Annotated in this window: 23 protein-coding genes and 1 riboswitch; of the genes, 13 read left to right on the forward strand and 10 right to left on the reverse strand. The window is 54.2% G+C overall.

The window, feature by feature from the left end; genetic code table 11:
• Positions 1-41 precede the first annotated feature (41 nt).
• Both MHH28_RS21445 and MHH28_RS21450 read left to right on the forward strand, forming a co-directional pair.
• Positions 42-1,703 carry a diguanylate cyclase gene (locus MHH28_RS21445; RefSeq protein ID WP_405105354.1) on the forward strand — a complete coding sequence of 554 codons (1,662 nt, stop codon included), beginning with the start codon at positions 42-44 and terminating at the stop codon, positions 1,701-1,703.
• Positions 1,704-1,976: 273 nt separating this feature from the next.
• Positions 1,977-3,005 (forward strand): S-layer homology domain-containing protein, encoded by a 1,029-nt coding sequence (locus MHH28_RS21450; protein ID WP_405105356.1) that lies wholly within the window; start codon positions 1,977-1,979, stop codon positions 3,003-3,005.
• A 61-nt stretch (positions 3,006-3,066) separates the two neighbouring features.
• Here the strand turns inward: MHH28_RS21450 and MHH28_RS21455 are convergent, their stop codons facing one another.
• The gene (locus MHH28_RS21455; RefSeq protein ID WP_405105358.1) at positions 3,067-3,573 is read right to left on the reverse strand and encodes a GNAT family N-acetyltransferase; all 507 of its coding nucleotides are present in this window, start codon (positions 3,571-3,573) and stop codon (positions 3,067-3,069) included.
• Positions 3,574-3,715: 142 nt separating this feature from the next.
• Between MHH28_RS21455 and MHH28_RS21460 the strand changes: the two genes are divergently transcribed.
• A complete protein-coding gene (locus tag MHH28_RS21460) occupies positions 3,716-4,084 on the forward strand; it encodes a DUF1304 domain-containing protein (RefSeq protein ID WP_405105360.1) in 369 nt (122 codons plus the stop codon).
• A 166-nt stretch (positions 4,085-4,250) separates the two neighbouring features.
• Entirely contained in the window at positions 4,251-4,958 is a 708-nt protein-coding gene (locus MHH28_RS21465; RefSeq protein ID WP_405105362.1) for a DUF4386 domain-containing protein, read from the forward strand.
• On the opposite strand, the gene MHH28_RS21470 is transcribed toward MHH28_RS21465, so the two are convergent.
• Genes MHH28_RS21470 through MHH28_RS21480 form a run of 3 tightly spaced genes read right to left on the reverse strand, consistent with a single transcriptional unit; the run spans position 4,915 to position 7,917 of the window.
• Positions 4,915-5,511 (reverse strand): Crp/Fnr family transcriptional regulator, encoded by a 597-nt coding sequence (locus MHH28_RS21470; RefSeq protein ID WP_405105364.1) that lies wholly within the window; start codon positions 5,509-5,511, stop codon positions 4,915-4,917. The two genes, MHH28_RS21465 and MHH28_RS21470, sit on opposite strands and share 44 nt — an antisense overlap.
• A gap of 48 nt (positions 5,512-5,559) precedes the next feature.
• Complete coding sequence (locus MHH28_RS21475) at positions 5,560-6,507, reverse strand: helix-turn-helix transcriptional regulator (RefSeq protein ID WP_405105366.1); 948 nt, start codon at positions 6,505-6,507, stop codon at positions 5,560-5,562.
• A 33-nt stretch (positions 6,508-6,540) separates the two neighbouring features.
• A complete protein-coding gene (locus MHH28_RS21480) occupies positions 6,541-7,917 on the reverse strand; it encodes an amino acid permease (protein ID WP_405105368.1) in 1,377 nt (458 codons plus the stop codon).
• 213 nt (positions 7,918-8,130) lie between these two features.
• Positions 8,131-8,210, reverse strand: a riboswitch (glycine riboswitch).
• Positions 8,211-8,486: 276 nt separating this feature from the next.
• On the opposite strand from MHH28_RS21480, the gene MHH28_RS21485 reads away from it, so the two are divergent.
• The 5 genes from MHH28_RS21485 (at position 8,487) to MHH28_RS21505 (ending at position 15,596) form a co-directional block, all read left to right on the forward strand.
• Positions 8,487-9,440, forward strand: coding sequence for an ABC transporter permease (locus MHH28_RS21485; protein ID WP_405105370.1), 954 nt, complete (start codon positions 8,487-8,489; stop codon positions 9,438-9,440).
• Positions 9,441-9,455: 15 nt separating this feature from the next.
• Positions 9,456-10,370, forward strand: a complete 915-nt coding sequence (locus tag MHH28_RS21490) for a carbohydrate ABC transporter permease (RefSeq protein WP_405105372.1) — start codon at positions 9,456-9,458, stop codon at positions 10,368-10,370.
• Positions 10,371-10,439: 69 nt separating this feature from the next.
• Complete coding sequence (locus tag MHH28_RS21495) at positions 10,440-12,038, forward strand: ABC transporter substrate-binding protein (RefSeq protein ID WP_405105374.1); 1,599 nt, start codon at positions 10,440-10,442, stop codon at positions 12,036-12,038.
• Positions 12,039-12,227: 189 nt separating this feature from the next.
• Positions 12,228-13,964: a histidine kinase gene (locus MHH28_RS21500; protein WP_405105376.1), complete on the forward strand. Its 1,737-nt coding sequence runs from the start codon at positions 12,228-12,230 to the stop codon at positions 13,962-13,964.
• A gap of 6 nt (positions 13,965-13,970) precedes the next feature.
• Positions 13,971-15,596: a helix-turn-helix domain-containing protein gene (locus tag MHH28_RS21505; RefSeq protein WP_405105378.1), complete on the forward strand. Its 1,626-nt coding sequence runs from the start codon at positions 13,971-13,973 to the stop codon at positions 15,594-15,596.
• 135 nt (positions 15,597-15,731) lie between these two features.
• On the opposite strand, the gene araA is transcribed toward MHH28_RS21505, so the two are convergent.
• The 3 genes from araA to MHH28_RS21520 form a co-directional block, all read right to left on the reverse strand.
• Positions 15,732-17,156, reverse strand: coding sequence for an L-arabinose isomerase (gene araA / locus MHH28_RS21510; RefSeq protein ID WP_209868842.1), 1,425 nt, complete (start codon positions 17,154-17,156; stop codon positions 15,732-15,734).
• A 244-nt stretch (positions 17,157-17,400) separates the two neighbouring features.
• Positions 17,401-18,096: an L-ribulose-5-phosphate 4-epimerase gene (locus MHH28_RS21515; protein ID WP_405105380.1), complete on the reverse strand. Its 696-nt coding sequence runs from the start codon at positions 18,094-18,096 to the stop codon at positions 17,401-17,403.
• Between the two features lie 3 nt (positions 18,097-18,099).
• The gene (locus tag MHH28_RS21520; protein WP_405105382.1) at positions 18,100-19,713 is read right to left on the reverse strand and encodes a xylulokinase; all 1,614 of its coding nucleotides are present in this window, start codon (positions 19,711-19,713) and stop codon (positions 18,100-18,102) included.
• Positions 19,714-19,994: 281 nt separating this feature from the next.
• Here MHH28_RS21520 and MHH28_RS21525 point away from each other — a divergent pair, with 281 nt between their 5' ends.
• Positions 19,995-21,116: a GntR family transcriptional regulator gene (locus tag MHH28_RS21525; protein WP_405105384.1), complete on the forward strand. Its 1,122-nt coding sequence runs from the start codon at positions 19,995-19,997 to the stop codon at positions 21,114-21,116.
• A gap of 96 nt (positions 21,117-21,212) precedes the next feature.
• Here the strand turns inward: MHH28_RS21525 and MHH28_RS21530 are convergent, their stop codons facing one another.
• The 3 genes from MHH28_RS21530 to MHH28_RS21540 all read right to left on the reverse strand — a co-directional run bounded on the left by MHH28_RS21530 (position 21,213) and on the right by MHH28_RS21540 (position 24,168).
• Entirely contained in the window at positions 21,213-21,968 is a 756-nt protein-coding gene (locus tag MHH28_RS21530) for a hypothetical protein (protein ID WP_405105386.1), read from the reverse strand.
• Between the two features lie 104 nt (positions 21,969-22,072).
• Positions 22,073-23,446 carry a sensor histidine kinase gene (locus tag MHH28_RS21535; protein ID WP_405105388.1) on the reverse strand — a complete coding sequence of 458 codons (1,374 nt, stop codon included), beginning with the start codon at positions 23,444-23,446 and terminating at the stop codon, positions 22,073-22,075.
• 23 nt (positions 23,447-23,469) lie between these two features.
• On the reverse strand, positions 23,470-24,168 hold the full coding sequence (locus MHH28_RS21540; protein WP_405105390.1) for a response regulator transcription factor: 699 nt from the start codon (positions 24,166-24,168) through the stop codon (positions 23,470-23,472).
• Positions 24,169-24,337: 169 nt separating this feature from the next.
• On the opposite strand from MHH28_RS21540, the gene MHH28_RS21545 reads away from it, so the two are divergent.
• From MHH28_RS21545 to MHH28_RS21555, 3 genes are all read left to right on the forward strand, one after another.
• Positions 24,338-24,595 carry a GlsB/YeaQ/YmgE family stress response membrane protein gene (locus tag MHH28_RS21545; RefSeq protein WP_405105392.1) on the forward strand — a complete coding sequence of 86 codons (258 nt, stop codon included), beginning with the start codon at positions 24,338-24,340 and terminating at the stop codon, positions 24,593-24,595.
• Between the two features lie 133 nt (positions 24,596-24,728).
• On the forward strand, positions 24,729-25,445 hold the full coding sequence (locus MHH28_RS21550) for a lantibiotic protection ABC transporter ATP-binding protein (RefSeq protein ID WP_405105394.1): 717 nt from the start codon (positions 24,729-24,731) through the stop codon (positions 25,443-25,445).
• Positions 25,438-26,166, forward strand: coding sequence for a lantibiotic immunity ABC transporter MutE/EpiE family permease subunit (locus tag MHH28_RS21555; protein ID WP_405105395.1), 729 nt, complete (start codon positions 25,438-25,440; stop codon positions 26,164-26,166). Before MHH28_RS21550 ends, MHH28_RS21555 begins: the two co-directional genes overlap by 8 nt.
• Position 26,167 lies beyond the last annotated feature (1 nt).

A 26,167-nucleotide genomic window follows, 5' to 3' on the forward strand; every position in this document is an offset into this window, starting at 1 on the left:
AAAATCAATAAATACTATTAAAATCAAGAAGGTGTAATATATTGGCCTTAGCCTCTTGGATTGACCTGATTATGTGCTTCCTGCTGTTCCTGCTGCTCATCTATATCGTGGCTACGGTCACCATTACCAAGCTGCACAAAGTCTATTTGGGGTTCCATTTCTCCATGCTGATCTGGCCCTACTGCCAGTTCGCCATAAGGACCGTCGATGATCCTCTCTACCAGCTTTTCTATGTGAAGCTTGCCTTCGTGGATGCTTCCCTGCTGGGTCTGGGCTGGATCTTCTTCACTATACTGCTCGCGGGACAATCCCAGTTCCTAACTAGAAGGATCGTGTCCGTGCTGGTGATCCCTGCAATACTGACCTCCCTTGGAGTAGTGCTCAATCCTTACGGATGGTTCGTCCGTCCGGTGAACGGAGGATATGTGGAGCGGATCTATGGGCCTATTTTCTGGATCAGCATGGCCTTTCTTGTGATGGATGCCCTCGTGTCCATGTATGTTATCTACGTGGCTCTGACCTCTAATCAGGCCGTGCGGATCAAGAACCAGGTTATGTATATGCTCAAAGGCATTTCGGCGCTGTGCATCTTCCTGATGATCGATGTGCTGCTCAATGTCATTCTGGATGATTACCTGCCGGTGATTCCGGGCTTCACTTCGCTGGGGATTGTGGTATCGGCTACATTCTTTGTGATTACGATCCACCAGGACAAAGTATTTGATATTGTAACGATTGCCCATCAGGATATTATCAATACCATGGAATACGGGATTCTTGTGCTGGACGATCAGGAGCGGGTCGTAGAGATCAATCATGCTCTGCAGCCTTATATCCCGCTTGCAACCGGTGCACAGTTCAACATACGCAGCTATCTGCCAGACGGCCCTGACATGGAGACGGAGCCTTTCCTCCAGACCTACCACGGGCAACCGCTGGAGACAGCCGGGCTGGAGGTTCTGTATCCCCTTATCCACATGGTTGTGAGCATCCATGCAGCACCGATTATGGTAAGCGGCAGCCGGGTCGGACGGATTGTCACCTTCCAGAATACTACCGAGATCCGGCGGCTCATCGATGAGACGAAGCAGCAGAATGCCATCTTGAAGGAACGCAACGACGCGCTGGTCAAGGTACAGGAGGAGCTGTTCCAGACGAACGGCAAGCTGAGGAAGCTGGCGATCACCGACAGCCTGACCGGCTGCTACAACCGGCATTATCTGATGCAGCAATTGGAGCAGGAGGCGCTGCGGGACCGCGATGTCCGGGCACCTTCGACTATTATACTGATCGACATCGATTTTTTCAAAAAAATCAATGACCAGCACGGCCATCTCGCCGGAGATGTGGTCCTGTGCAGCACGGTGGAGCTGCTCCAGCGCAGTCTGCGGCCTACCGATATCCTGGCCCGCTACGGCGGCGAGGAGTTCATCATCTATTTGCCGGATACGGATGGGGCCGAAGCGCGGCGCCTGGCCGAACAGCTAAAATCCGAGGTTGAACACAACACCATCCGTATCGATTATATCGATGGGCCTGTGTCCATCACCATCAGCATGGGGCTGCTCAGCATCGCCGAATTCAAGATTCCGCCTGCCATGGATGCGACCACCTACCTGAACAACCTGTTCAAGTCTGCCGATAAAGCCTTGTACGCCGCCAAGCATCAGGGCCGGAATCAGATTGTTGCGGCGGAGGTTTAATTATAATCAATCTTTCTCTATACATCTGTGTTTCTCCCCTAGGATAATGAATAGCAGTTGGAGCCATTCAATAAAGGGACGAAAGAATTCTGTGATGAGCAGTATGAATGGCTTATGAGATGGCAGGAGATTTGTATGAGAAAACGGCACTAGCCCGATGCGGCCAGTGCTTTTTTTATATTTTTGATTTTTTTATTTTTGCTGGAACCTTTTTGACTACGCCGCCGTCTATGATCACAAATAAACTACAAACTACTCACGAGGTGACTGGACATGAAGAAGACATTCAAGATGATCACACTATCCGCAGCAGCCGCTCTGGCGCTCAGCTTCACAGGGCAACAATTCGCCTCGGCCGCAGCCTTCAAGGATATCCATAACGTGCAGGATAAAGAGAAGATTATCGCGCTTCAGAACAGCGGCCTGATTCAAGGCATCAGCGCGGATCTGTTCGGCCCGAACCTCAACATCACAGCAGCCCAGGGGGTGCAGATGATCGTGAGTGCGCTTGATCTGAATCTGGATACGATCCGGTTCGTGAAGGAGCCGCATGCCACCGACTATTTCAAGAATGCCAACGACTCCGCCTGGTATGCACAGGCGCTAATTATTGCCGGTGTGCACGGCTTGAACCTGCCTGCGGATCTGAAGCCTGGCGAGAAGCTGACCCGCGAAGAGTTTACCTACCAGCTCATTGATGCGATGGAGAATACGAACCGTCTGCCGATGATTAAGCCGGTGGTGGTGGAGTACGCCGATCAGGATCAGGTGAAGGTAGAATACTCCGGTGCCCTGCAGCGTGCGCTGAATTACGGTGTCATGCAGCTGGATAACAGCGGCAAGCTTAACCCGAAACAGGAGATCACCCGTGCGGAAGCGGCAGTAGCCATCAGCAATGCACTCGCTTATCTGAACGCACATCCGGCACCCGATGCTGAGAGCGGGACCATTACCGCAACCGAGGCCGTCCAGTACATCAAGGACGCTGCCGGGGAGGCGAACCTGCAGATCAAGATTGACCCGAATATGAGCGTAACCCGCGAATCGTTCACCTCTCTGCTCATTAACACACTTCAGACCAGCGGACAGTTGCCGATGATCAAGCTGATCCCGGTGGAGATCAAGGATAATGACAAGATTGATATCCTGAACTCGGGCGCGATCCAGACCGCGCTTGCCCTCAAGATCGTGAAGCTGGATCAGGACGGAAGCTTCCGGCCCCAGGACGGTGTCACCAGCGCTGACGCAGCGGCAATGGTCAGCCAGGTGAAGGCCATCCTGAGCGGAAAGTCTGCGAAGTAAGCAACTGCCCCTTCATCTCTGCCCCTTCTGCCGAAAAGGCAGGAGGGGCTTTTGCTGTATTCTACAGCAGCAGCACCATCAGATCCTCGTCCAGATACTCGCTGCCAAGCTTCATCGCCTTCGGCTCTGTGCCGTAGCGGACGAATCCGAGGGATTCGTATAGCCTTGTGGCAGACATGTTACTGGAGGTTACGGTCAGCATAAGCTGCTCAAGCCCCGGCGCGGCCTTCGCCCGTGCAATCAGCTCCTCCATCAGCGCACGGCCTACGCCATGTTTACGGGCAGCGGGATCTACATATACTGCATAGACATTGGCTTTGTGCTGAATCTTGGGCCGGCTCTCCCGGAATAAGGTGGCCATTCCCGCCAGCCTTTGCTCCCCGTCCAAGAAGGCGCCCAGGGTGAAATGCCCGTCCGAGGAGTCCAGCCTAATCCGGGTAGTCTCGATAGACAACTTCGCTTCCGCTTCATAGGAGCTTAGAAAAGCTTCAGGGTGCTGCTGCAGCGACTGCAAACGAAGCGCACGGTAGCTTTCGGCGTCAGATGGGGTCAGCGTTCTTATGTACATTTCCTTCCTCCTTTAGGGTATGGGATGCAATAAATTGACAACATCCGAAAAATTGGGTATATTTAGGTTTGTAAAATTATATTTTGCGCAATCTAATTAAAGGATTCACTTGGTACATATCACTTGAAAAGAGGGACTCATTATGATGACTGTAAGTTTAATTCTCGTTGCCTTAGTAGCCTTGGAGCATGTGTACATCCTGGTGCTGGAGATGTTCCTGTGGACCACCCCGAGAGCACAGAAGGCGTTCGGGACGACCCCGGCCTTCGCCCGGGAGACGAAGTCGCTTGCCGCCAACCAGGGCTTGTATAACGGCTTCCTGGCCGCCGGTCTAATCTGGGGATTGCTGCATCCCAACGCTGATTTCGGTTACCAGCTGCAATTGTTCTTCCTGATCTGTGTAGCGGTTGCGGCCATTTATGGCGGAATCACTGCCAAGAGATCTATTCTGGTAGTCCAGGGACTCCCGGCCTTCCTGGCGCTGCTGGCCGTTATAGTTGCGAATCTGTAAGGAGTGCCGAAATCTCTAAAACTATGCTTCGACATTTTCTGATGACTACCCTTTATTCAAACATTATTATTTAAAATATCCCCCCTCTTAACTTAAGTCAATGAACTCCTGCCCGCTGCTGCGTACACTATAACCACAATCATTAATCATTCAGGGGGTTATGCTGATGTCAGCAACAGTGGCACGTACCGGGGGAATCTCACTTATTGTAATGGCAGTTGCCGCCGCATTCTCGTATGGATATGTTCATGGAAGTCTGGTGGTGAATGGGGATGCCGCCGTTACCTTCGCCCGTCTTCAATCCTCTCCATCGCTGTTCAGAGCCGAGATTCTCGGGTGGATATTCATCATGGCTTGTGACGTCGTAGCTGCCTGGGCGTTATATCTGGTTCTGAGGCCTGTACACCCGGGTCTATCCCTGCTTGGGGCCTGGCTGCGCCTGGCTTATACGGCGGTATTGGGGGTTGCTGTGTCCAGCCTGATCTTGGCCTCCCTGCTTACGGGGGGAAGAGATTGGGTCCTATCCGGCTTCACCAACGGACAATTACAAGGGGAGGTTATGCTGGCTCTTCAGGGATTTGAGGCGGTATGGTCGGCGGGTCTGATTCTATTCGGCGTACATCTGCTCGTGATAGGAATACTTGCGCTTCAAGCGGAGAATATTCCGAAGCCCCTCGGTGTACTGCTGCTGCTGGCAGGCTTCGGTTATATTGCATTGCATCTGTGCAGCTTACTCGTGCCTGAATATAAGGGGTTCATCCAACTGGTGAAGTGGATATTTATACTGCCGATGACCGCCGGGGAGCTGGGGCTTGGGATCTGGCTGCTGTTCAGAATTCCGGCTCCGCGCGTTCACGCTGCAGCCGCTTCTTAATCCGGCTCAGGGACTCCGGGGTCATGCCGAGATAGCTGGCCAGCTGATGCTGGGGGACGCGGCTGATTAATCCGGGTCTGGTATGCATCAGGGTCTTCAGACGGTGTTCGGGGGAAGAGGCTACAAATGCAGCGAATTCCTCCTGCATCTGACCGAAGTTCTCCTCGATCATCCGGCGGGTCATCAGCTCCAGTTGCGAATGCTTGGCATACATGGCCTGCTGCGTATTCAGTGCACCTACAACCAGAACGCAGTCCTCCAGACAAGTCAGGCTGTATTCCGAAGAGGTATCCTCCTTATGCGCATTGAAGATAGCGATGGCCTGCTCCTCTGTATACAAGTTAGAGGTGATATCGCGGCCTGTAGCGTCCACGCTGTGCTGCCGCACACATCCTTTTAACACGAAATAGCACTTACCCGGAACCTCTCCCTGTCTCAGCAGAGTGGTTCCTTTGCTGTATTCCTCAACAAGAATCTCATCCAGAATGGCCTGCTGCTCCTCTTCACTGAGAGAGGTCAGGCGGGTCATATATTGGCGTAACTGGTGCTTCATGTCCGTAACTCCTCACAATGAAATTTCCCCCCGGGTCACTATGTTATGTCAGTAGCGTTCCAGCATTCTCGCCGCTTCCTCCCGCACAAGCTTCCGCAAGGCTTCCGGCTCCAGAACAACCGCCCCCGCTCCCCAGCAAAGCACCCATTGCAGCAGGTCCTCGGGCTGGCGAACGCGGAAGGTCATATGCCTGCCGTCCTCCCGGTCCTCCGCAGACTCCAGATAAAAGTTACCCGATTCAGCCGCCTTGCCGGCTATATCGGAATCCACCCGGATGCACACGCGCACCTGGCGGTCATCCTCGGGCTGATACGCCTGGAGATCGAAATCCGCAGGCGGCTGGAACCGGTCATCCAGAACGGTGAGCTCCCTCATCCGGGATAACCGGAAATGACGGATCTCCTGCCGCAGCCCGCACCAGGCGACCAGGGTCCAGGCGCCTCTGTTCAGAACAAGTCCATAGGGCGAGGCGATACGGACACTCCGGTGACTTCCGTCGGCCTCCTGCCGGGGCTTCGTATATTCGAAGCTAATCTTACGCTGCTCCAGGATCGCGCTGCGGATCTGTTCCATATATTCCTTGTCTGCTTCCAGCAGCCGGTCTTTGCCGGTGGTGAGCAGACGGATGCTCTTGCGTATCCGGGAGGCGTTGTCCCGGACCTCGCCCGTCAGCACCGCTTCAAGCTTCCGGCCCGCTGCGGATGCCCGGGTACCATACTCCGCGTCGAACCGCTGCTCCACGAAATCCGTCCCGATCAGCAGGGTCACTGCCTCCTCGGCCGTGAAGCTGACCGGGGGCAGGAAATACCCCTTCACCAGTGAATATCCCTGACCTGTAGCCCCTACCACCGGCACTCCGGCTTCACTTAGCGCCTGGATATCGCGGTAGATGGTTCTTACGCTAGTCTCGAAGACGGACGCCAGATCCTCTGCCCGTACGACCCCTTTGCGCTGCAGCTCCAGTACGATGGCTAACATGCGGTCTGTTTTGTTCATGCGGCGCTGCACCCTCTTCTTCCTGAAATCAGTTTATGTATTGATTATACTGATTTCCTGCCCTTTTTTCTCCTTACGGCTTCTAATGGAGTACAGGACGAACAGCAGAATGAACCAGAGCGGGGTGAACAGCAGCGCCGGACGGGTCTCATCGGCAAAGAGCATGATGATCAGAATGGCGGCGAACAGCGTCAGGACGGCATAGTTAATGACCGGGGTGAACGGCGCTTTAAATTTGGAAGCGGCATGTAAGTCCGGACGGTTCCTTTTATACTTGATATGGCAGACCAGCACAACGCCCCAGACCCAGATGAAGCAAATGGCGCTGATCGTAGTCACAATCCCGAAGGCCTGACCCGGAATAAGCTTGCTGAGCAGCGCCCCGGCAGAGATCACCAGTGTGGAGAGGAATAAGGAATTCGCAGGCACATGATTCCGGTTCAGCTTGCCAAGCTGCGGCGAGGCCTGATTCCGTCTGCTCAGATTGTAGAGAATCCGGCTGGTCGAGAACATCCCGCTGTTGCAGGCGGAGGCCGCCGAGGTTAAGACAACGAAATTGATAATCCCCGCGGCCACCGGAATCCCGACCAGACTGAAGGTGCGCACGAACGGACTTTCAGACGCGCTAAGCTGGTTCCAGGGATTAATGCACAGCAGCACGAAGAGCGCGCCGACATAGAAGAAGAGAATCCGCAGCGGAATTTTGTTGATCGCGGACGGGATGTTTTTCTCAGGATTAGCCGTCTCCGCTGCCGATACCCCCACCAGCTCCACGCCGACATAGGCGAATACCACCATCTGGAAGGAGAACAGGAAGCCCTTCACCCCGTTCGGGAACACGCCCCCGTGCTCCCAGAGATTGCGCACCGACACTGAGCCTGCATCTGTCTTGAACTGGGTCACCAGCAGGACAATCCCCAGGCCGATCAGAGCCAGAATCGTAACCACCTTGATCAGAGCAAACCAGAATTCGAGTTCGCCGAAGCTTTTGACCGTGAGCAGATTGAGCCCGAGCAGAATGATCAGGCAGATCACGGCAGGCACCCACTGCGGAATATCGAACCAGTACTGCACATAGACGCCCACCGCAATCACATCGGCCATCGCCGTCATAATCCAGCAGAACCAGTAGGTCCAGCCTGTAATGAAGGCCGCGCGCGGCCCCAAGTAATCCTCAGCAATATCTGTAAAAGATTGATACCCCGCCTTCGAGAGCAACAGCTCCCCCAGCGCCCGCATCACAAAAAACACGGCAACCCCCACGATCAGATACGTGAGCATGATGGAGGGCCCAGCCTGCTGGATAGCTTTGCCCGATCCCAGGAATAATCCTGTACCAATCGTACCTCCGATAGCAATAAGCTGAACATGCCGGTTCGCCAGCTCCCGCTTCAATTCTGTCTGTGCCATTCCTGTTTCCCCCTTAATATATATGACGCTTTCCTGCCGGGTAACGCACAATAACCCCACCAAGTGGAGATTCCGCTCCGATGATTACTCAGATACTTTGCGTGGACCCCATAACAAAAAGGAGACTGGATATCATCCAATCTCCCGGTTCAAAAAGAAGTTCCAAATAAGCATCAAGCAGCAGCGGCTAAGCCGCACGGCTAAACACAAATCCGGTACTCTTCTGTCCTTCTGCCTGAGATTGTGAACCCTTCGGCGCTGCGGAACTCCGCAGTCTCTCCAGAAGCTGCTCCTGCTATAGTGTGATCCATAGCAATCATAGCTCTTGTACTGTATTAAATTGGTGATGCGTTAATGCATTCCGATATTCTAACATATTACTTGCAATGTGAACATTACTCTGTGAAAAAAGTCGCAATGCTCCTCCTGCATTTTGCGGGATGAGGTCATTTTTGAATAAACGGGGTCATTTGCAAGAGAGAATTCGGTTCAACCGCTCTACTATAATAAATTCATCCAGAACAAGTAGAGTGAGGTTAGAACCTATGGCAAATCCCGCGACAAAAGCTTTGACCCCCCCATCCTATGCACAGCCCAAGAGCCGCTTCGGCCGGCTGCTGCACAATATTGTGAGATACCGGGTGCTGCTGCTGATGCTGCTGCCGACATCCATTATCTTTTTCATCAACTGCTACATTCCGATGTTCGGCTTATTCATCGCCTTCAAGAACATTAACTACATCGACGGCATCCTGGGCAGTCCCTGGGCGGGACTCGACAACTTCCGGTTCCTGTTCGCCACCTCCGATGCCCTGCGGGTAACCATCAACACCGTAGGCTACAACGTAGTCTTCATTATCTCCGGCCTGATTCTCTCGGTCTCGCTGGCGATTGCCATCAATGAGGTGCGCAGCAAGCTGGCCTCGAAGTTCTTCCAGACCGTCATGATTATGCCGAACTTCCTGTCCATGGTCGTTGTCAGCTTCATCGTCTATGCCTTCCTGCACCCGGAATACGGCTTCCTGGTCAAGCATATTCTGCCGATGTTCGGCTATTCCTCGGTGAATGCCTATATGCATCCTAACGCATGGCCTTACATTCTGTGGATCACCAAAATGTGGCACTCCATCGGGATCGGCAGCGTCATCTACCTTGCCGCCATTACCGGGATCAGCGAAGAGCTGTACGAAGCTGCGGTGATGGACGGCGCCAGCAAATGGCAGCAGATCACCAAGATTACCCTGCCGCTGCTTACACCGATCATGGTGATTCTCACGATTCTTAACATGGGCGGCATCTTCCGCTCTGACTTCGGGCTGTTCTACCATGTGACCCTGGACTCTGGTGCGCTGCGCTCAACTACGGACGTTATTGACACCTATGTCTACCGGGGCCTGATCCAGCTCAACGACCTGGGGATGTCCTCTGCGGCGAACTTCTATCAATCGGTCGTCGGCTTCTTCCTGGTCATAGGTGCGAACGCTCTGGCCCGCAAGCTGAACCGCGATACGGCGCTTTTCTAGAAACGGAGGATTCTAATGACTACTGCATCCCGAAGCAACCCTTATACCAAAGGCTCCACTACCGCCCAGATTATTCTGAATGTGTTCTTCATCGCCTTCAGCCTGGCATGTATCCTGCCGATTGTGCTCATTGTCGCTATCTCCTTAACCAATGAGAAGACATTGACGCTGCAGGGTTACAAATTCTGGCCCGATCATATCGATGCGTCCGCTTACCAATATCTGTTCAAGCATTCGGAGACACTGGTTAAGGCGTATGGCGTCAGCCTGACGGTTACGATTATCGGAACGGTTCTGGCTGTGCTGCTGATTGCGCTGTATGCGTACCCGCTCTACCGGAAGGATTTTCCTTTTAAAAAGACATTCAACTTCTATCTCCTGATCACCATGCTGTTCTCGGGCGGACTTGTGCCCTTCTATCTGCTGTACGTGAACTATCTTGATCTGAAGGACTCGCTGGTTGCGCTAATCCTGCCCGGCCTGTCCAATGCCTTCTATATCTTCATTACCCGCACCTTCTTCCAGCAGACGATTCCCGAGGAGATGATTGAATCCGGCAAGCTGGACGGGGCTTCGGAATGGCGGATCTTCTTCCAGCTCGTGCTGCCGATCTCCCTGCCTGTGCTGGCTACAATCGGTCTGTTCACTACGCTGATGTATTGGAATGACTGGTTCAACTCCATGCTATTCATTAATGATACCAACAAGTTCTCCCTCCAGTACGTCATGATTCAGATGATCCGGCAGGCGGAATTCTTCAAGACCCAGCTTGCGGGCAGCGGTGTGGCTCTGATGGTACAGGAGTCCGTTCCGACCGAGAGTCTGCGGATGGCTATGGTCGTGCTGTCGATTGGTCCGATTCTGTTCATCTATCCGTTCTTCCAGAAGTACTTCACCAAGGGCCTTACTATAGGGGCAATCAAAGGCTAAGCGGTCTGACTCTGGCGTAATTGCCGGTTAGAATATATGATCTAATTATCATTGAGGAGGTTCATACAAATGAGAACAACCAGAAGCTCGGGCGCGGTGCTTACTGCCCTAACCGCCGTGATACTGGGCATTACCGGATGTGGTGGCGGCAACTCAGGTGCAAATCCCCCATCCAAGTCAGAATCGACAGCAGCGGCCACAACCGCAGCAGGCAAGGAAGGCGGCACTACTCCTGACACCTCTACGTTCCGGAAGTTAACCGTTTACACGGTCGGGAATTTCCCGCAAAATGATACCAAGGCGGTTGTAGATGAGATCAACAAGTATCTCAAAGAGAAAATCAACGCCGAGATTGATTTCCAGGGACTCCCTTGGTCCTCCTGGGCCGAGAAGATGGCACTGGCTTATCAATCCGGGGAACAAGTCGATCTGACCTTCGCCCCTAACTGGGCGGACTTCGCCAATAACGTCGCCAAAGGCGCGTTCCTCCCGCTTGATGATCTGTTAGCCAAATACGGACAAGGCATCAAGGAGACTCTTGATCCCCGCTTCCTGGACGGCGGCACGGTAGACGGCAAAATCTATGCGATTCCTACCAATAAGGAAATTGGCGAGAGCCATACCATCATGTTCCGCAAGGATCTGGTAGATAAATACGGATTCGATGTGAACTCGATTGAGACGCTGGAGGATCTGGAGCCATGGCTGCAGACGATCAAGGAGAAGGAACCAGCCATCGCGCCGATCTGGTTGTCCGGCAGCGGCTCCGATACGCTGGGCTACTTCGACAAGACCAGAGAGAGCATGAAGGAGAACTTCCGTTATGAGCTGGTTGCCGGCGCTCCCGCCGGGATTGTCCTGGATACCAAGACCGATAAGATGGTGATCAGCTCGATGGAATCCGACACGGCGATCTACCGGATGAAGCTCTACGGCGACTGGTTCAGCAAGGGCTACATCAATAAGGATGCGGCAACGACCAAGACCAGCACTGAAGACGCATTCAAGGCAGGGAAAACCTGGATGAAATTCGGCTCCGACAAACCGGATTCCGACAAGGAAGATTCCATTGCCACCGGCATTGAGCTGGTGAAGCTGAAGGGCAATGAGCCCGAGATCAGCACGGCCAGCGTCAGCAACTCCATGATGGCTATCGGACGCACCTCGGTTGATCCTGAGCGGACGATGATGCTGCTAAACCTGCTGCATACTGACCCGGTTCTGGTTAATCTGATTGACTTCGGTGTAGAAGGACGGCAGTATGTCAAGGTAGAGGGCAAGGATAACTTCATCAAGCTTCCTGACGGCATTGCTACCCGTGCCGATACAGGCTGGGCGCCGGGCATTGAATGGATGTTCGGTAATCAGACAATAACCTACTTGTGGGAAGGCGAAAGTGCTGATAAATGGGAGAAGTTCAAGGCCTATAACGAGAGCGCCCATAAAGTGAAGTCCTTCGGCTTCAACTTCAATACCGACGCTGTCAAAACCCAGGTCTCCGTAGTCAGCAATATTATCAAGGAATTCCGCCCGCTGCTGGAAACGGGCAGCCTGGGTGTAGATAAGGTGCTTACGGAATACAATAAGAAGCTGAAGGCTAACGGCATTGAAGAGATCCGTGCCGAGGTTCAGAAGCAATATGATGCCTGGAAAGCCAAACAATCCTAAACAAACAAGTGAAAACGACTATGCCGTCCTTTTTAGGGACGGCACCCGTTTCAGCGAGAAATATAAGGATAAGTTGTCATGTGGAACATACAAATTCTTATATTTTAGGCTAAGGGGAAGGACGGCTGCCGTCCTTCCCCTTTCCTGCCGCTCAGCGTGCGCATGTACCTAAGGATAAGGGGGAAGACTATGAAATTATCATTGCGGTTCAAAGTGAGTGCCCTTGTCCTGCTGCTGGTCACGCCGCTGTTCCTCTTTCTTTCTTATACCAATCTCTACTCCACCAACATTGTCCGGGAGAAGGTGGCGAAGTCCGCTTCGGACACCTTGACCCTTCACTTGGGTACACTCGATGAGCTGCTGGAGCAGACCAGCCATTATCTGCTGCGGACGGCCAATGAGAACATGCTGCTGGAGCTCTATTCCGACAGCGGACCGGACAGCGTCAATTATTACCTGTCCATCCGCAAGCTGATGGACCAGTGGTACAGCGATGTCAGCTACTACACCATTATCCGCAGCGTCTTCGTCTATCATCAGGACCGGGACGAGCTGTTCCTCAGCAGCCAGAGGGAGTATTACCAGGAGAAGGAGGTCATTACCTCCGGGCTGTCTTCACACCTGAAGTCCCCTAATCTCCAGGCTTCCCTGAAGTGGGAGACTGTGACCCTCGATGGTGAGCCGGTGTTATTCAAGGTGCTGCCGGACAAGAGCGGGCGGCTCCTCATGGGGGTGCTGGTCAGCATCGATTCCCTGGCCCAGCCCCTTACCCAGCTGGAGTCTACCGGGGGCAGCGGGCAAGTGGGCATGATCGACAATGACGGCAAATTGCTCTGGGGCCAGTTCGCCGATGAAGATCTTGCGCTTATCCGCAGCCAGCTTAAGCAGCCGGACCCTCCTGCGGATGCGTCGATACGCCTCAGCAACGGCAATTCTTATCTGCTGATTGACAAGCCTTCCCAATATTCCAATCTGAATGTCTTCTTCCTGCTGGATGAGAAATCGATTCTGGACGAGCTGCCGATCTTCCAGCGGATCATCAAGCTCATCCCCTTCGCCATTATCCTCGTGATGGCCATCCTGCTGGCTCTGCTCAGCCGCCTGGTGTTCAAGCCCATCCAGCAATTGACCAGCGGGATGCGCATCCTGGGGAAGGGACAGCTCGAATACCGGCTGAAGGACGGCAACAGCAGGGAGTTCCAGATCATTACGATGCAATTCAACCAGATGGCCGAGCAGATCGGCAATCTCAAGATTGATGTGTATGAGGAGCAGATGAAGGTACAGCAGGCCGAGCTGAAGCATCTCCAGGCGCAGATCAATCCCCATTTTTTCATGAATTCCCTGAATATTGTCTTTCATCTGGTAGAACTGAAGCAGTACGCGCTGATCAAAAAAATGATCGGACATCTGGTCTCCCATTTCCGGTTCATTATGAATACCAATGACGCCTGGATTCCGCTGCAAAGCGAGTTAAACCATATTCAGAATTATATTGAGATCCAGATGCTCATGTATCCGAACAAGCTGTCCTACGAGGTGCAGCTTCCGAAGGAGCTTGAGCTTACCCTGATTCCGCCGCTGCTGATCCAGCCCTTCGCCGAGAATGCGATCAAGCATGGATTCATCAACAATACGAAGCCTTTCGGGGTCGGTATAACAGTCCGTGAAGAGGCCTTGGAGAGCGGCGATTCCTGCATTGTCATTCAGATCCGCGATTCCGGGCCGGGCTTCTCCGCGGCTCAGCTCGACATGCTCAATCATGGCGTATATGAGCGCAAGCCGACAGACCGCCATCTGGGAATATGGAACGTATACAGACGCATGCTGATGTTCTATAACAACCGGGCACGGCTTACCTTCCACAATGCTTCTCACGGAGGGGCGGTTGTGGAAATCAGACTACCCGTTCAAAAGGAGCTGTGACGTTCGATGTACAGAGTTCTAATCGTTGACGATCAATACTTCGCCTTGCTCGGACTCCAGCAGGGAGTGGATTGGAGCCTGCTGGATGTAGCGGAGGTCTGCCTTGCAGAGAACGTCGATCAGGCGATTACCGCACTTACGCAGCAGCCCGTAGACCTGCTGATCTGCGATATCGAAATGCCGGGCAGGAACGGCCTGGAGCTGCTGGCCTGGGTGAAGCAATCCGCTCCCGGCACGATGACGATTATGCTGACCTGTCATGCCGATTTCGAGTATGCCCAGCGCGCGATTTCTCTTGGCGCCTACCATTACCTGCTCAAGCCGGTAGACTATGAGGAATTGATGAAGATCTCCCGTGAAGCGCTCGCCGAGATCAGCAAGCAGCGGGAGCAGCAGCAGTTCGAGGCCCTGATCCGGGAGTACCGGAGACAATGGGAGCATCAGCTTCCGTTGCTGGTGGAACGGTTCTGGCAGGATATTCTCAGCCAGCGGGCGGCGCCCGTGCTGGAATCGCTCACCATTCCGGCGAATACCTATAATCTGGATCTGCAGCCCGGGGACCGCTACTTCCTCGCTCTGCTTGGGCTGGAGCAGTGGAAGGAGAACCTAAGCGCACGGGATGAGACCATTATGGAATATGCCCTGCGCAATCTGGCCGAAGAGGTGCTGCTAAGCGGGCTGGAAGGCACGGTGCTGCAGGATCAGGTAGGCCATAATCTGGCGATCATCTACGTGAGGAGCGACATGAATGCCGTCCGGCAGACGCTGGAGCAGAACTGCCGGACCTTCCTGGATACCTGCGGGCGGCTGCTGCATTGCTCCTTGTCGATCTACATCAGCCCGGGTGTCTCGCTGCCCGGAATCATGAGCGCTTACACGGATGTCACCGAGCGGGAACAGCGCAATCTGAACCGTTCGCGCCAGGTGTTCGGGCCGGAGGATCAACAGGTTGGCAGAGCTCAACCGCTGGAGGCCCAGCCTCAGGCAGCGCCTATGCATCTTTTCGGAGAGTGGGCGACCATTCTGGAGCTTGGCGAGCTGGAGGAGCTGGAGCGCCGCTTGACGCTATGGTTCTCGGGCATCGGGCCCGGCCGCTGGACCAGTGAGCTGCACCGTCAGCTTATCCACGGCATCCTGTTCATCGTACACACGGTTCTGGCCAAAAAAGGCTTATCCGCACACGCTTCAGCGGAGCTGAAGTCGCTGCTGGACAAGGAGAATTATCCGAAGCACTCCGCTTCGCTCCAGCATTGGGCGCTGGAATGCCTGCGAGCCGTAATGCACTTATTGCAGACCAGCAATAACGTATCCTCGGCCACGGTCACCAAGATCCGGCAGTATATCCGCTCGCGTCTGAGCGAAGAAATCACCCGCGACGAACTCGCGGCCTATGTCTACCTGAACCCTGCCTACTTGTCCCGGCTGTTCAAGAAGGAGACCGGGCTGTCGATCTCCGATGTGATCATTCAGGAACGGCTGCAGAAGGCCAAGCAGCTGCTGGAGGAGACCGAGCTGAAGATCACCGACATCGCCGAGCAGGTCGGATACACCAGCCTCGGCAGCTTCTCCAACCTGTTCAAGCGGATGGTCGGCGTAACGCCGCAGCAGTACCGCGCGCGGAATAGGAAGTGAGCGGGGCAGGCAGATGTCTTTTGCATACCGCCGCCGCGCCCACCATACCTGCAGAACAAAAAAGAGCGAGGGGCTCTATTGCCTCCTCGCTCTTTTTAACATGCACTCACTATTTACTTTTACAAGTAACTCTTATTACTTAATAATCACATACTCCAGGCCAACGAGCTTGGCGTAGGTAACAATCTGGTCGGTCGTCAGGTTGAGCGATACCACGGTATGGTGGCCGCCGCCGTTCTCGATCCAGGCTCTGACTCCGTCCTGGAAGTTAGGCTTCACCTGCCACAGTACACGGGCTACCGGAAGATTCGGAGCCGGAACGGTTGGCTCGAAGGCGGTAACTTCGTTGATTAGCAGCTTGTAATGAGTGCCGAAGTCGGCCATGGATACCACGACACCTTCGCCTGCCTTGCCGTCGAAGACGAGACGGGCCGGGTCTTCACGGTCGCCGATTCCCAGCGGGGACACAATGATCTTCGGCTGGTTGCTGGCCAGGCTCGGATCAACCTCCAGCATGTGGGACTGGAGAATCGCTTCCTGTCCGGCTGCCATTTCGTAGGTGTAATCTTCCATGAACCCGGTGTTCAGGTTGTGGCTCATCACCTTCATCAGGCGGTCCAGGGCCGCAGTCTTCCAGTCCCCTTCACCGGCGAAGCCGTAGCCTTGGGCCATCAGGCGCTGAACAGCCAGACCCGGAAGCTGCTTCATGCCGTGCAGGTCCTCGAAGTTAGAGGTGAAGGCATTGTAGCCGCCTGCATCCAGGAAGCGCTTCAGGGCAATCTCATAGCTCGCCTGCACCTTCACGCTGGCTTCCCAATCTTCCTTGCTGTACGTGCCGTAATCAACGGCATACAGCTTGGTATATTCTGCGAACAGGGCATCAATCTCTTCCTGCTTCACTTCATTCACATAAGCTACCAGATCGCCGATACCGAAGTAGTCCACCGTCCAGCCGAACTGGATCTGAGCTTCCACCTTGTCGCCTTCGGTCACGCCCACGTTGCGCATGTTGTCGCCGAAGCGAGCTACCTTGATGTTGAAGCTTTCGTTATAAGCTACGGCAACGTCCATCCACTCAGCGATCTGCTTCTGGACTTCCGGGCGTTCCCAGTATCCTACAACGACCTTATTCTGCTTCTTCAGGCGGGCATTGATGAAGCCATACTCACGGTCGCCATGGGCGGCCTGGTTCAGGTTCATGAAGTCCATGTCAATCGTTGCCCAAGGAATGCTCTCATTGTACTGGGTAGCCAGGTGCAGCAGCGGCTTCTGCAGCAGCTTCGTGCCGCGGATCCACATTTTGGCCGGGGAGAAGGTGTGCATCCAGGTAATGACCCCGGCAACCTCATCACGGTAGTTCACTTCTTTCATGATGGAGGTGATTTTGTCTGCACTCACGGCCAGATCCTGCAATACCAGCGGATAAGGAAGCACCCCGCTGTTGTTGAGCGCATCGGTCATTTCCTGGGCGTGAGCCTTCACTTCACCCAGCGCTTCATCTCCGTACAGGTGCTGCGATCCTACTACGAACCAGAATTGCTTGTCGCTTACTGTTGACATATGATTCATCCTCTTCTCTATTGGAATGGTAATTTTAAAGTGTACTGGTAATCTTAAAGCGCAATCGGAACTCCGGTGAAGATTTGGACTTCCGGCCGCTGTTGTCCCCAGATTTCTTGATTAGAACCGCTCTTCGCGGTCGAAATCCGGTGACAAAGGCGGACGCTACCGCTCCTCCAGTTGCAAATTTCCCCTCCGATTCTTTTTGCTTTTCAATTTTCTTAACACTTATTATATAAGTCAGTTATTTCTGCCCGTAATACGCGTCCTTGCCATGCTTGCGCAGATAGTGTTTGTCCAGAATCCGCTGCGGCAGCTCCTCGGCGAACGTATTCAGCTGGCGGGCGAAGTGGTTCATCTTGGACACTTCCTCCAGCACCACGCTGTTCATCACAGCGGCATGGGCATCCTTGCCCCACGTGAACGGCGCATGGCCTTTCAGCAGAACGCCGGGAATCGCCATTACATCCAGCCCCCGCTGTTCAAAAGTCTCGATGATCACATGTCCGGTCTCTGCTTCATACCCGCGGTCAATCTCCTCCTGGGTCAGGAACCGGGTGCACGGTACAGACCCGTAGAAGGTATCTGCATGTGTCGTGCCCATTACCGGAACATCCAGCCCGGCCTGCGCCCAGATGGTCGCCCACGTAGAGTGCGTATGCACGATGCCGCCGATCTCGGCATAATGCTTGTAGAGTACAGCATGGGTGGCTGTATCCGAGGAAGGCCGCATCTCTCCTTCCACCACATTGCCGTCGAAATCGACAACCACCATATCACTCGGCTTCATCTTATCGTAGCTGACACCGCTCGGCTTGATGACGAACAGGCCGCTTGCCCGGTCCGCCGCGCTCACATTGCCCCAGGTGTACTTCACCAGCCCGTGTTTAGGCAGCTCCAGATTGGCTTCGTATACCTCTTCCTTCAATTGCTCCAACATCGTTTAATTCCTCCCGTTCTCTACCAGATGATCTACAGCGGCCTGCTCAATTGCCAGCCCTGCAGTGTAGCGCTCCATGAACAATTCAAAACCCTTCACATCCGCCTCAACCGGATGAATAGTCTCGCCTTCGATGTCCTTGAACACCTTCTGGTCAAGGAAGTCATCCAGCCGCTCCTGCTGCGCTCTGTTCTTCATATAAGAAGCCAGAATTGCCATGCCCCACGCGCCGCCTTCTCCGGCAGTGGCCATCACAGAGACCGGAACATTCATAGCCGCAGCCACAATTCGCTGTCCGACCACAGGGGTCTTGAACAAGCCGCCGTGTGCCAGAATGCTGTCGATGGACACCTGCTCCTTCAAGGTCAGGATATCCATACCGATCTTCAGCGCGCCAAAAGCGGAGAACAGATGCGTCCGCATAAAGTTGCCCAGCGTGAACCGGCTCTCCGGCGAACGGACGAACAACGGCCGTCCCTTCTCCAGCCCGGTGATGTTCTCGCCCGAGAAATAGCCGTAGCTCAGCAAGCCGCCGCCATCGGCGTCCGCCTCCAGTGCTTTATTGAACAGAACGCTGAACAGCTGCGCCGGATCAGCCTTGAAGCCCATCGCCTCCGAGAATTCGCGGAACAAGCCGACCCAGGCATTGATATCGCTGGAGCAGTTGTTGGCATGCACCATTCCCACCGGACTGCCATCCGGGGTGGTAACCATATCAATCTCAGGGTATACCGCAGTAAGCTCCTTCTCCAGCACGATCATGGCGAACACGGAGGTGCCTACAGAGATATTACCGGTCCGTTTGCGGACACTGTTCGTAGCGACCATGCCTGTTCCGGCATCGCCTTCCGGAGGACATAGCGGAATGCCTGCCAGCAGGTCCCCGGACTCATCCAGGAGTCTCGCTCCGGCTTCCGTTAACACACCAGCCTGCTCGCCTGCAGGATAGACCTTCGGAAGGAGATCGCTCAGCTTCCAAGGGTAATTCTTATCGGCAATCAGCTCATCGAACTGGCTGACCATGGCCGGATGGTAATCCTGTGAAGCTTCATCTATAGGGAAGACCCCGGAGGCATCGCCAATCCCGATCGCCTTGCTGCCGGTCAGCAGCCAGTGAATGTATCCGCCCAGCGTTGTTACGAACGTTGCCTGCGGAACATGCTCTTCCCCGTTCAGAATCGCCTGATACAGGTGGGCAATGGTCCAGCGCTCCGGAATATTGAACTGGAACAGCTCTGTTAATTCCTTGGCCGCAGCACCGGTTGTGGCATTACGCCAGGTCCGGAACGGAACCAGCAGCTCGCCCGCGCTGTCAAAGGCCATATATCCATGCATCATTGCTGAGAATCCGATCGAACCGACAGTAGTAACCGTAACCCCGTATTTCTGTGCAACCTCCTGCTTCATCTCGCGGTAGGCCGCTTGCAGCCCCTTGATGATATCGGTGAGGGGATACGTCCAGTACCCGCCTTCCAGCAGGTTCTCCCACTCATAGCTTCCGGATGCAACCGTCTCGAACCCCTGATTAATCAGGACGGCCTTGATACGTGTGGACCCAAATTCGATACCCAGTGATGTCTCTCCCTTAAGTATCGCTTGCTTGATGTTCTGATCCATGCCCACGTTACTCCTCTCTGAACCAAACTGTGTGACGAGCCAATCTAAAGAATGCGCTTCCTTTATGAACAGGTTTAGTATATTTTTTGTTCGTACATTTGTCAACATTATATATAAGATATACCTACAAATTTACCGGAAAATCACCCCTATTTTACTCAAATCATTATATATAGTAGACACCGGAGGATATTAAGCTTATATTCAAGCTATAATATGTACGTACAACTACAATAATTTCCCCATTCCATATAAGAACAACTATGAAAGAAGTGACCCGTGTGAGAACCAAGTACCAGATCATATTCGATGAACTCAAAAGCAATATCCTGTCCGGCACCTACAGTGTGGGCGAACAAATTCCTACGGAATCTGCGCTGCAGGAGATATACGGCGTTAGCCGCCAGACCGTGCGGAAGGCCATTCTGGAGCTGTCCAACGAGGGGTTCCTGCGGAGCGAGAAGGGCTCGGGCACTTATGTCAGCCACCAGTTCCGGTCCAAAGCCGGAAACAGCGCGGGCAAACGGACGATTGGCGTGATTACCACCTATCTCTCCGATTATATTTTCCCCTCCATTATCCGGGGGATCGAAGGCAGGCTTAACGAGGACAACTATTCGCTGCTGCTCGCCAGTACCAATAATGATGTCGCCCAGGAGAAGAAGGCGCTGGAGATGATGTTGTCCTACGGGGTAGACGGGCTGATCATTGAGCCTACGAAGAGTAATCTGTATAATCCGAACATCGCCTACTACCTGTCGTTCAAGGAGCAGGATGTCCCGTTCATCATGATCAACGCTTATTATGAGGAGCTGGAGGTGCCGTTCTTCTGTCTGGATGACGTACAGTCCAGCTATCTGGCGACCCGGGAGCTGATCTCGAAGGGCCACACCCAGATCGGGATTATTGCCAAAATGGACGATCTCCAGGGCAAATACCGCATGAAGGGCTACATCAAGGCGCTTGGCGAAGCCAAACTGCGCTTCCACCCGGAGCAGGTGCTCTCCTTCGATACCGAATCCAAGCGTGATCTGTCGGCGAACCTCAAGCAATTCCTGAAGGATAACCGCGAGGTGCTGACGGCCCTTGTCTGCTATAACGATGAGGTGGGACTCGAAGTGGTTAACGTCTGCAAGCAGCTGGAAATTTCGGTTCCGGGAGAGCTGTCGATCATCGGGCAGGACAATTCCTATATTGCCAAGAATGCGGGGATCAAGCTGACGACGCTGACCCACCCGCAGGAGAGAATGGGCCGCGACGCCGCCGAATGGGTCATTAAGAAGCTCCAGGGTAAAAAAGATCTGCGCTACAGCACCTACTATCTGCCTGAGTTGGTAGAGGGGGAGACGGTGAGGGTGCTTGCGCCATCGCCTGCGGAATTAGAGCAGTCCGCCCGGGAATAGGAGACAGAGACAAACAGCCCTGCCGCTTCACGGCCTGTAACGGTCATGAAGCGGTCAGAGCTGTTCTTATTCAATCCCGCTGAACCGACTCAATGCTTAGTCCAGCAGAGTAGAGATGCTTATGCTTTCAATCTTGGCGCCCTTGACATGGAACAGAATGTAATCCACATAGTTACTTGGGGCAAACCGGTAGTCATCCTCTTCCTCAGGGGACCCGTCTCCGGTCAGCTTTCCTTCGGGATAGGCCTTCTTGAGCGTGTCCAGGCTGTCTCCGACCTTGATATTGCGGACAGTAGTGTACTTCGGATCGGTAATCTTCATGCTGAAGATGTAGAACTGCTTGCCGTCACCCGAATCAATCGTCTTAATCTCAAGGCCCGGGAAGGTATACGTCTTCTCTGTTCTGCCAATCAGGGTATCCATATTCTTACCGTCATCCAAGGAATAAGTGTGCGATTTCTTCGCCGTTGCCTTGCCCAGCATGCTCTCCAGCTTAGCATCATCCACAATGTCGGAGAGGGCAATAGTATGGTCCTTATAGACAAAAGCCAGCTCCTTCAGTACCACATTCCCTTCCTTCTCGATGGTTCCTTCCTTGATCGCCTCCGAGCTTCCCGCTGAAGCCGCAGGGGTTGCCTCGGCTGGTGCCGCCGTAGCAGCTGCTTCAGTCGCTGCAGGCTCCTCAGTAGGGGTAGCCGAAGCCTCAGGTGCGGCCGTGGCGACCGCTTCAGCTGTAGGCGCTGCCGAAGGGGACGCCGCCGGTGCGGCCGAATTGGACTGGCATCCTGCCAGAAGTGTCATCAGTAATATTGTGGGCAGCAATACGGCTGCCGGTTTTTTGAATGTTCTCATTGAATATCCCTCCATGAATGTGTTGGTGTTGCTTATGTGGTATGAGGTAAGTATACGAAAAGCATTTGTTAGTGTAATAACAGAGTTGTATCAGTCTTGTAACGTCACAGGAGCGGCAGACGGATGGAGACGGAAGTGCCCGCGCCAAGCTGGCTCTCTATGTCCAGCTGCCCGCCGAACTTCTCGGCAATCTCCTTACAGATGGACAGCCCCAGCCCCGTTCCGCCTGCCGCGCTGGCATTCCGTGCCCGGTAGAACCGCTCCTGGACGCGGGCAATCTCGTCCGCGCTGATTCCGATGCCCTGATCGCTGATCTGTACAATCGCTTCCTGCTCCCTGATCATCACTTCAATGCTTATCCGGGTACGGGAATCAGAGTACTTAATAGCGTTCTCCAGCACATTGGCGATGGCATGGGACATCAACAACTGATTCACCAAGACGAAGGCCGGCGGTCCCTGCCGGATCGTAAGCTCTATCCCCTTACTGCCCGCCTTGGCCCGCATTCCGGCGGCTACCCCCGCAACCAACTGCGCCAGGTCCGTCTTCTCGGCATCGATTCCGTCTTGCCCTGCCTTGTCGAAGCGCGATAACATCAACAACTCATTGATCAGCCGGGTCAGGCGGTCCGATTCGTTCACCAGATGGAAGTAGATCTTCTGCAGCTCCTCATCCTCGTTCTCACCTTCATACAGGTATTGGGAGAACCCCTTGATGGCGGCGAGCGGCGTTTTCAGCTCATGGGATACGTTCGAGACAAACTGCTTCTGATACTGGATATAATCGCTGAGCTGAATCCCCATCCGGTTCAGGCCCGCAGCCAGCATCCCCAGCTCATCCTTCCGGTTCAGGTGTACCTCCCGGAACTGCTGTTTGGAGAAGCTCTCCGTAGCCCCCAGCAGATACTTGATCGGCTTCGTCGTATTCCGGGCAATGAACAGGCTGGAGAGCATAATCAGGATAATGAACCCTCCCGCACCGGCGAACAGAATAGAGCGGATCTGGTCCATCATCGTATAGAAATAAGAAATATCCTCCACGAACTCGTATACATAGCTGTTCTGATAATACTTGTCCTGGATCGGAACCGCGAAGTACAGCAGGTGATCCTCGGAGACGGTGTACGCATAATTGCCCTTAAGGGCGTTCTGGATATTCCCGGGGAAAATGACGGGGGTCTTGTTATTGATCACAATCCCGTCAACGGCGAGTCCCAGCAGCTTCTGGCTGCTGTCGTAGATGCGCACCTCCTTGACGGAGGCTTTTAACGTCTCCAGCGCTCTTCTCGCCACCTCCTCCATCTGCCCGGCATCCACCTCTTGTTCGTGCTTGGAGAGCACTTCCCGGAAGGACATCTCGCCCAGATCCGCCTTCTCCATCATCTGCTTCTCGATCGTGACGAAGCTGAAATAATCAATCGCCTTATTAATGGAGATAATAATAACGCCAAAGGACAGCACCGAGAACAGCAAATACATTAGCACCAGCCGGGTCGCATATTTCAGGCGGAGCCACCTCCCAGCTGATACCCGAATCCATATACGGTCCTGATATACTTCGGATTCTCGGCATCGTCGTCCAGCTTCTTTCTTAAGCGCATGATCGTCATATCCACGCTGCGGCTGTCTCCCATGAAGTCATATCCCCAGACAATCTCCAGCAGCTCATCCCGGGTATAGATTTTGTCCGGGCGTCTCAGCAGTGTCTCCAGAATTCTGAATTCCTTGGCCGTCAGGGCCACTGGAACACCGCTTCTCGTCACCACCCGGGTCTCCAGATCGAACGTCAGCTCCTCATGGGTGATCCGGGTATCATCCGCTTCTGTTAGCGGGCCACTATTCTGGGCTCTCCGGAGTATCACCTTGATCCGCGCCAGCAGCTCCCGGTTGTCGAACGGCTTGGTCATGTAATCCTCCGCCCCCAGCTCAAGCCCCAGCACCTTATCTATAATCTCATTTTTGGCTGACAGCATAATGATGGGAACCGCCTGCCGCTTGGTAATTTCCTTGCACAGGTCGTAGCCGGAGCAATCGGGCAGCATCAGATCAAGTACCACCAGATCCGGCTGAAAAGTCTCCAGGGCCATAAGCCCCGCCCTTCCGTTCTCCGCTGTCTGCACCTGATAATTCTCTCTGCGGAGCACAAGCTCGATCAGATCTCTAAGCGCTGCCTCATCATCGATTACGAGTATTTTGTTCATCCGATCCCTCCTCTTCTACCTAATATTAACACCGGAAGCGAACGTTAATCTCCCGGCGGTGCAGATCACTTGTTTTTACCGCTCTCCAAAAATAAACCTTCAGCAGATGGTTCACCTATCCCGTTTTTCAACATACCTTGAATAAACCAACTGGAAAGGGGACAAATCAATGTATCTGCTCTGGGTAATCATCATCGGGGGACTCATCGGCTGGCTAAGCGGCAATCTGATCGGGCGCGATGTTCCGGGAGGTGTGCTGGGCAATATAATCGCCGGCTTCATCGGCTCCTGGCTGGGCACCGAGCTGCTTGGTCCAAGAGGCCCTGTAGTAGGTGGCTTCCACATTGTTCCGGCCATTATCGGCTCCATTGTCGCGTTACTGATTTTCTTTGCCCTGGCCCGCGGCGGCGCCTTCCGGCGTCGTTAATTCCTCCTGCCGGCCGCTGCAAAGTCAACACAGAGCCCCTCCTGTTCACCCAGGCAGGGGCCCCTACCATGTCATCCTTACAGAATCCTTAGAATCTCCTCTTAGAGTATAGGGAGAGAAAGGATGATATACTATGCAGGATCATATTCTGGAAATACAGAATCTATGTAAAAGCTTCAAGCATCAGAAAGCCGTCAACAACGTATCGTTAGCAGTCGCACGCAATTCCGTCTATGGGCTGCTCGGACCGAACGGCGCAGGCAAATCGACCCTGCTCAAAATGGTTACAGGGATGCTGCGTCCCGATTCCGGGCAGATCCGCTTCCAGGGACAGGAATGGACCCGGAAGGATCTGAACCGGATCGGTGTATTGATTGAAGCGCCGCCGCTGTATGAGAACCTGACCGCCCGGGAGAATCTGAAGGTACGTACCCTTGCCCTCGGACTGCCGTCATCGCGCATCGATGAGGTGCTTGCCATTGTCGATCTGACCGCTACCGGGAAGAAGCGCGCCGGACAGTTCTCCATGGGGATGAAGCAGCGGCTCGGCATTGCCATCGCTCTGCTTAACCAGCCGGAGCTGCTGATTCTGGACGAGCCGACGAACGGCCTGGACCCGATCGGGATTCAGGAGCTGCGGGAGCTGATCCGCTCCTTCCCCGGACAAGGGATCACCGTCATTCTGTCGAGCCATATTCTCTCCGAGGTGGAGCAGACGGCAGATCATATCGGCATTATCGCAGGCGGCGTGCTGGGCTATCAGGGAGCCGTCTCCCCGGATCAGGACCTGGAAGCGCTGTTCATGCAGGTCGCAGCGGCCCACCGGAGGGAAGGTGCGGCGCATGCTTAATATCGTTAGGGCGGAACGCCTGAAATGGCGGCGGACGTTCATTCCGAAGCTGGCCTGGATTGCCCCTGTGTTCACGCTTGCCCTCTGTGCTGTTCTGATGGGCGGGAGCTTATTCCAAAATGGCGCCTACAACTGGTGGTACACGATGCTCTTGCCCGGAGCACTGAGTCTGGTCTGTGCGCTGGCCCTGCATAAGGATGCCAAGCTGAAATACCGCGGAGTGCTGGCACTGCCGCTGACCCCCGGGACGATCTGGGCCGGTAAAATTATGGCCTGTACGTTCTGGCTCCTGGCGGCTATCCTGCTGTTCCTGATCGGCGTCACCGCCGGAGGCCTGCTATTCGGCCAAACGATCACGCTAATGAGCAGCCTGGCGGGCAGCGCATTGATCTTCCTCACCTTCCTGTGGCAGATCCCGCTATGCTTGTTCCTGGCTGCCCGTCTCGGCTTATTCGCCGCAGTGCTGCTGAATGTATTCGGCAATGTGATGGGCGTTCTTGCCTACAATAGCGGGGGCCTGTGGGATTACGTCCCTTACACGGTTACTTTCAGGCTCATGTGTCCGGTGTTGTCCATTCTGCCGAACGGACTCCCGGTTCCGGCGGGCAGTCCGCTGAGAAGCACAGACACGCTCCTTCCGGGTACCCTGGTCTCCCTCGGATGGTTCGTTCTCCTGTTCGTGTTGACTACCCTGTGGTTCCGCAGACAGGAGGCGAAATAGC

Origin of the sequence: Paenibacillus sp. FSL K6-1217, assembly GCF_045040735.1 — a bacterium.
In the GTDB taxonomy this organism is placed as follows: domain Bacteria; phylum Bacillota; class Bacilli; order Paenibacillales; family Paenibacillaceae; genus Paenibacillus_AQ.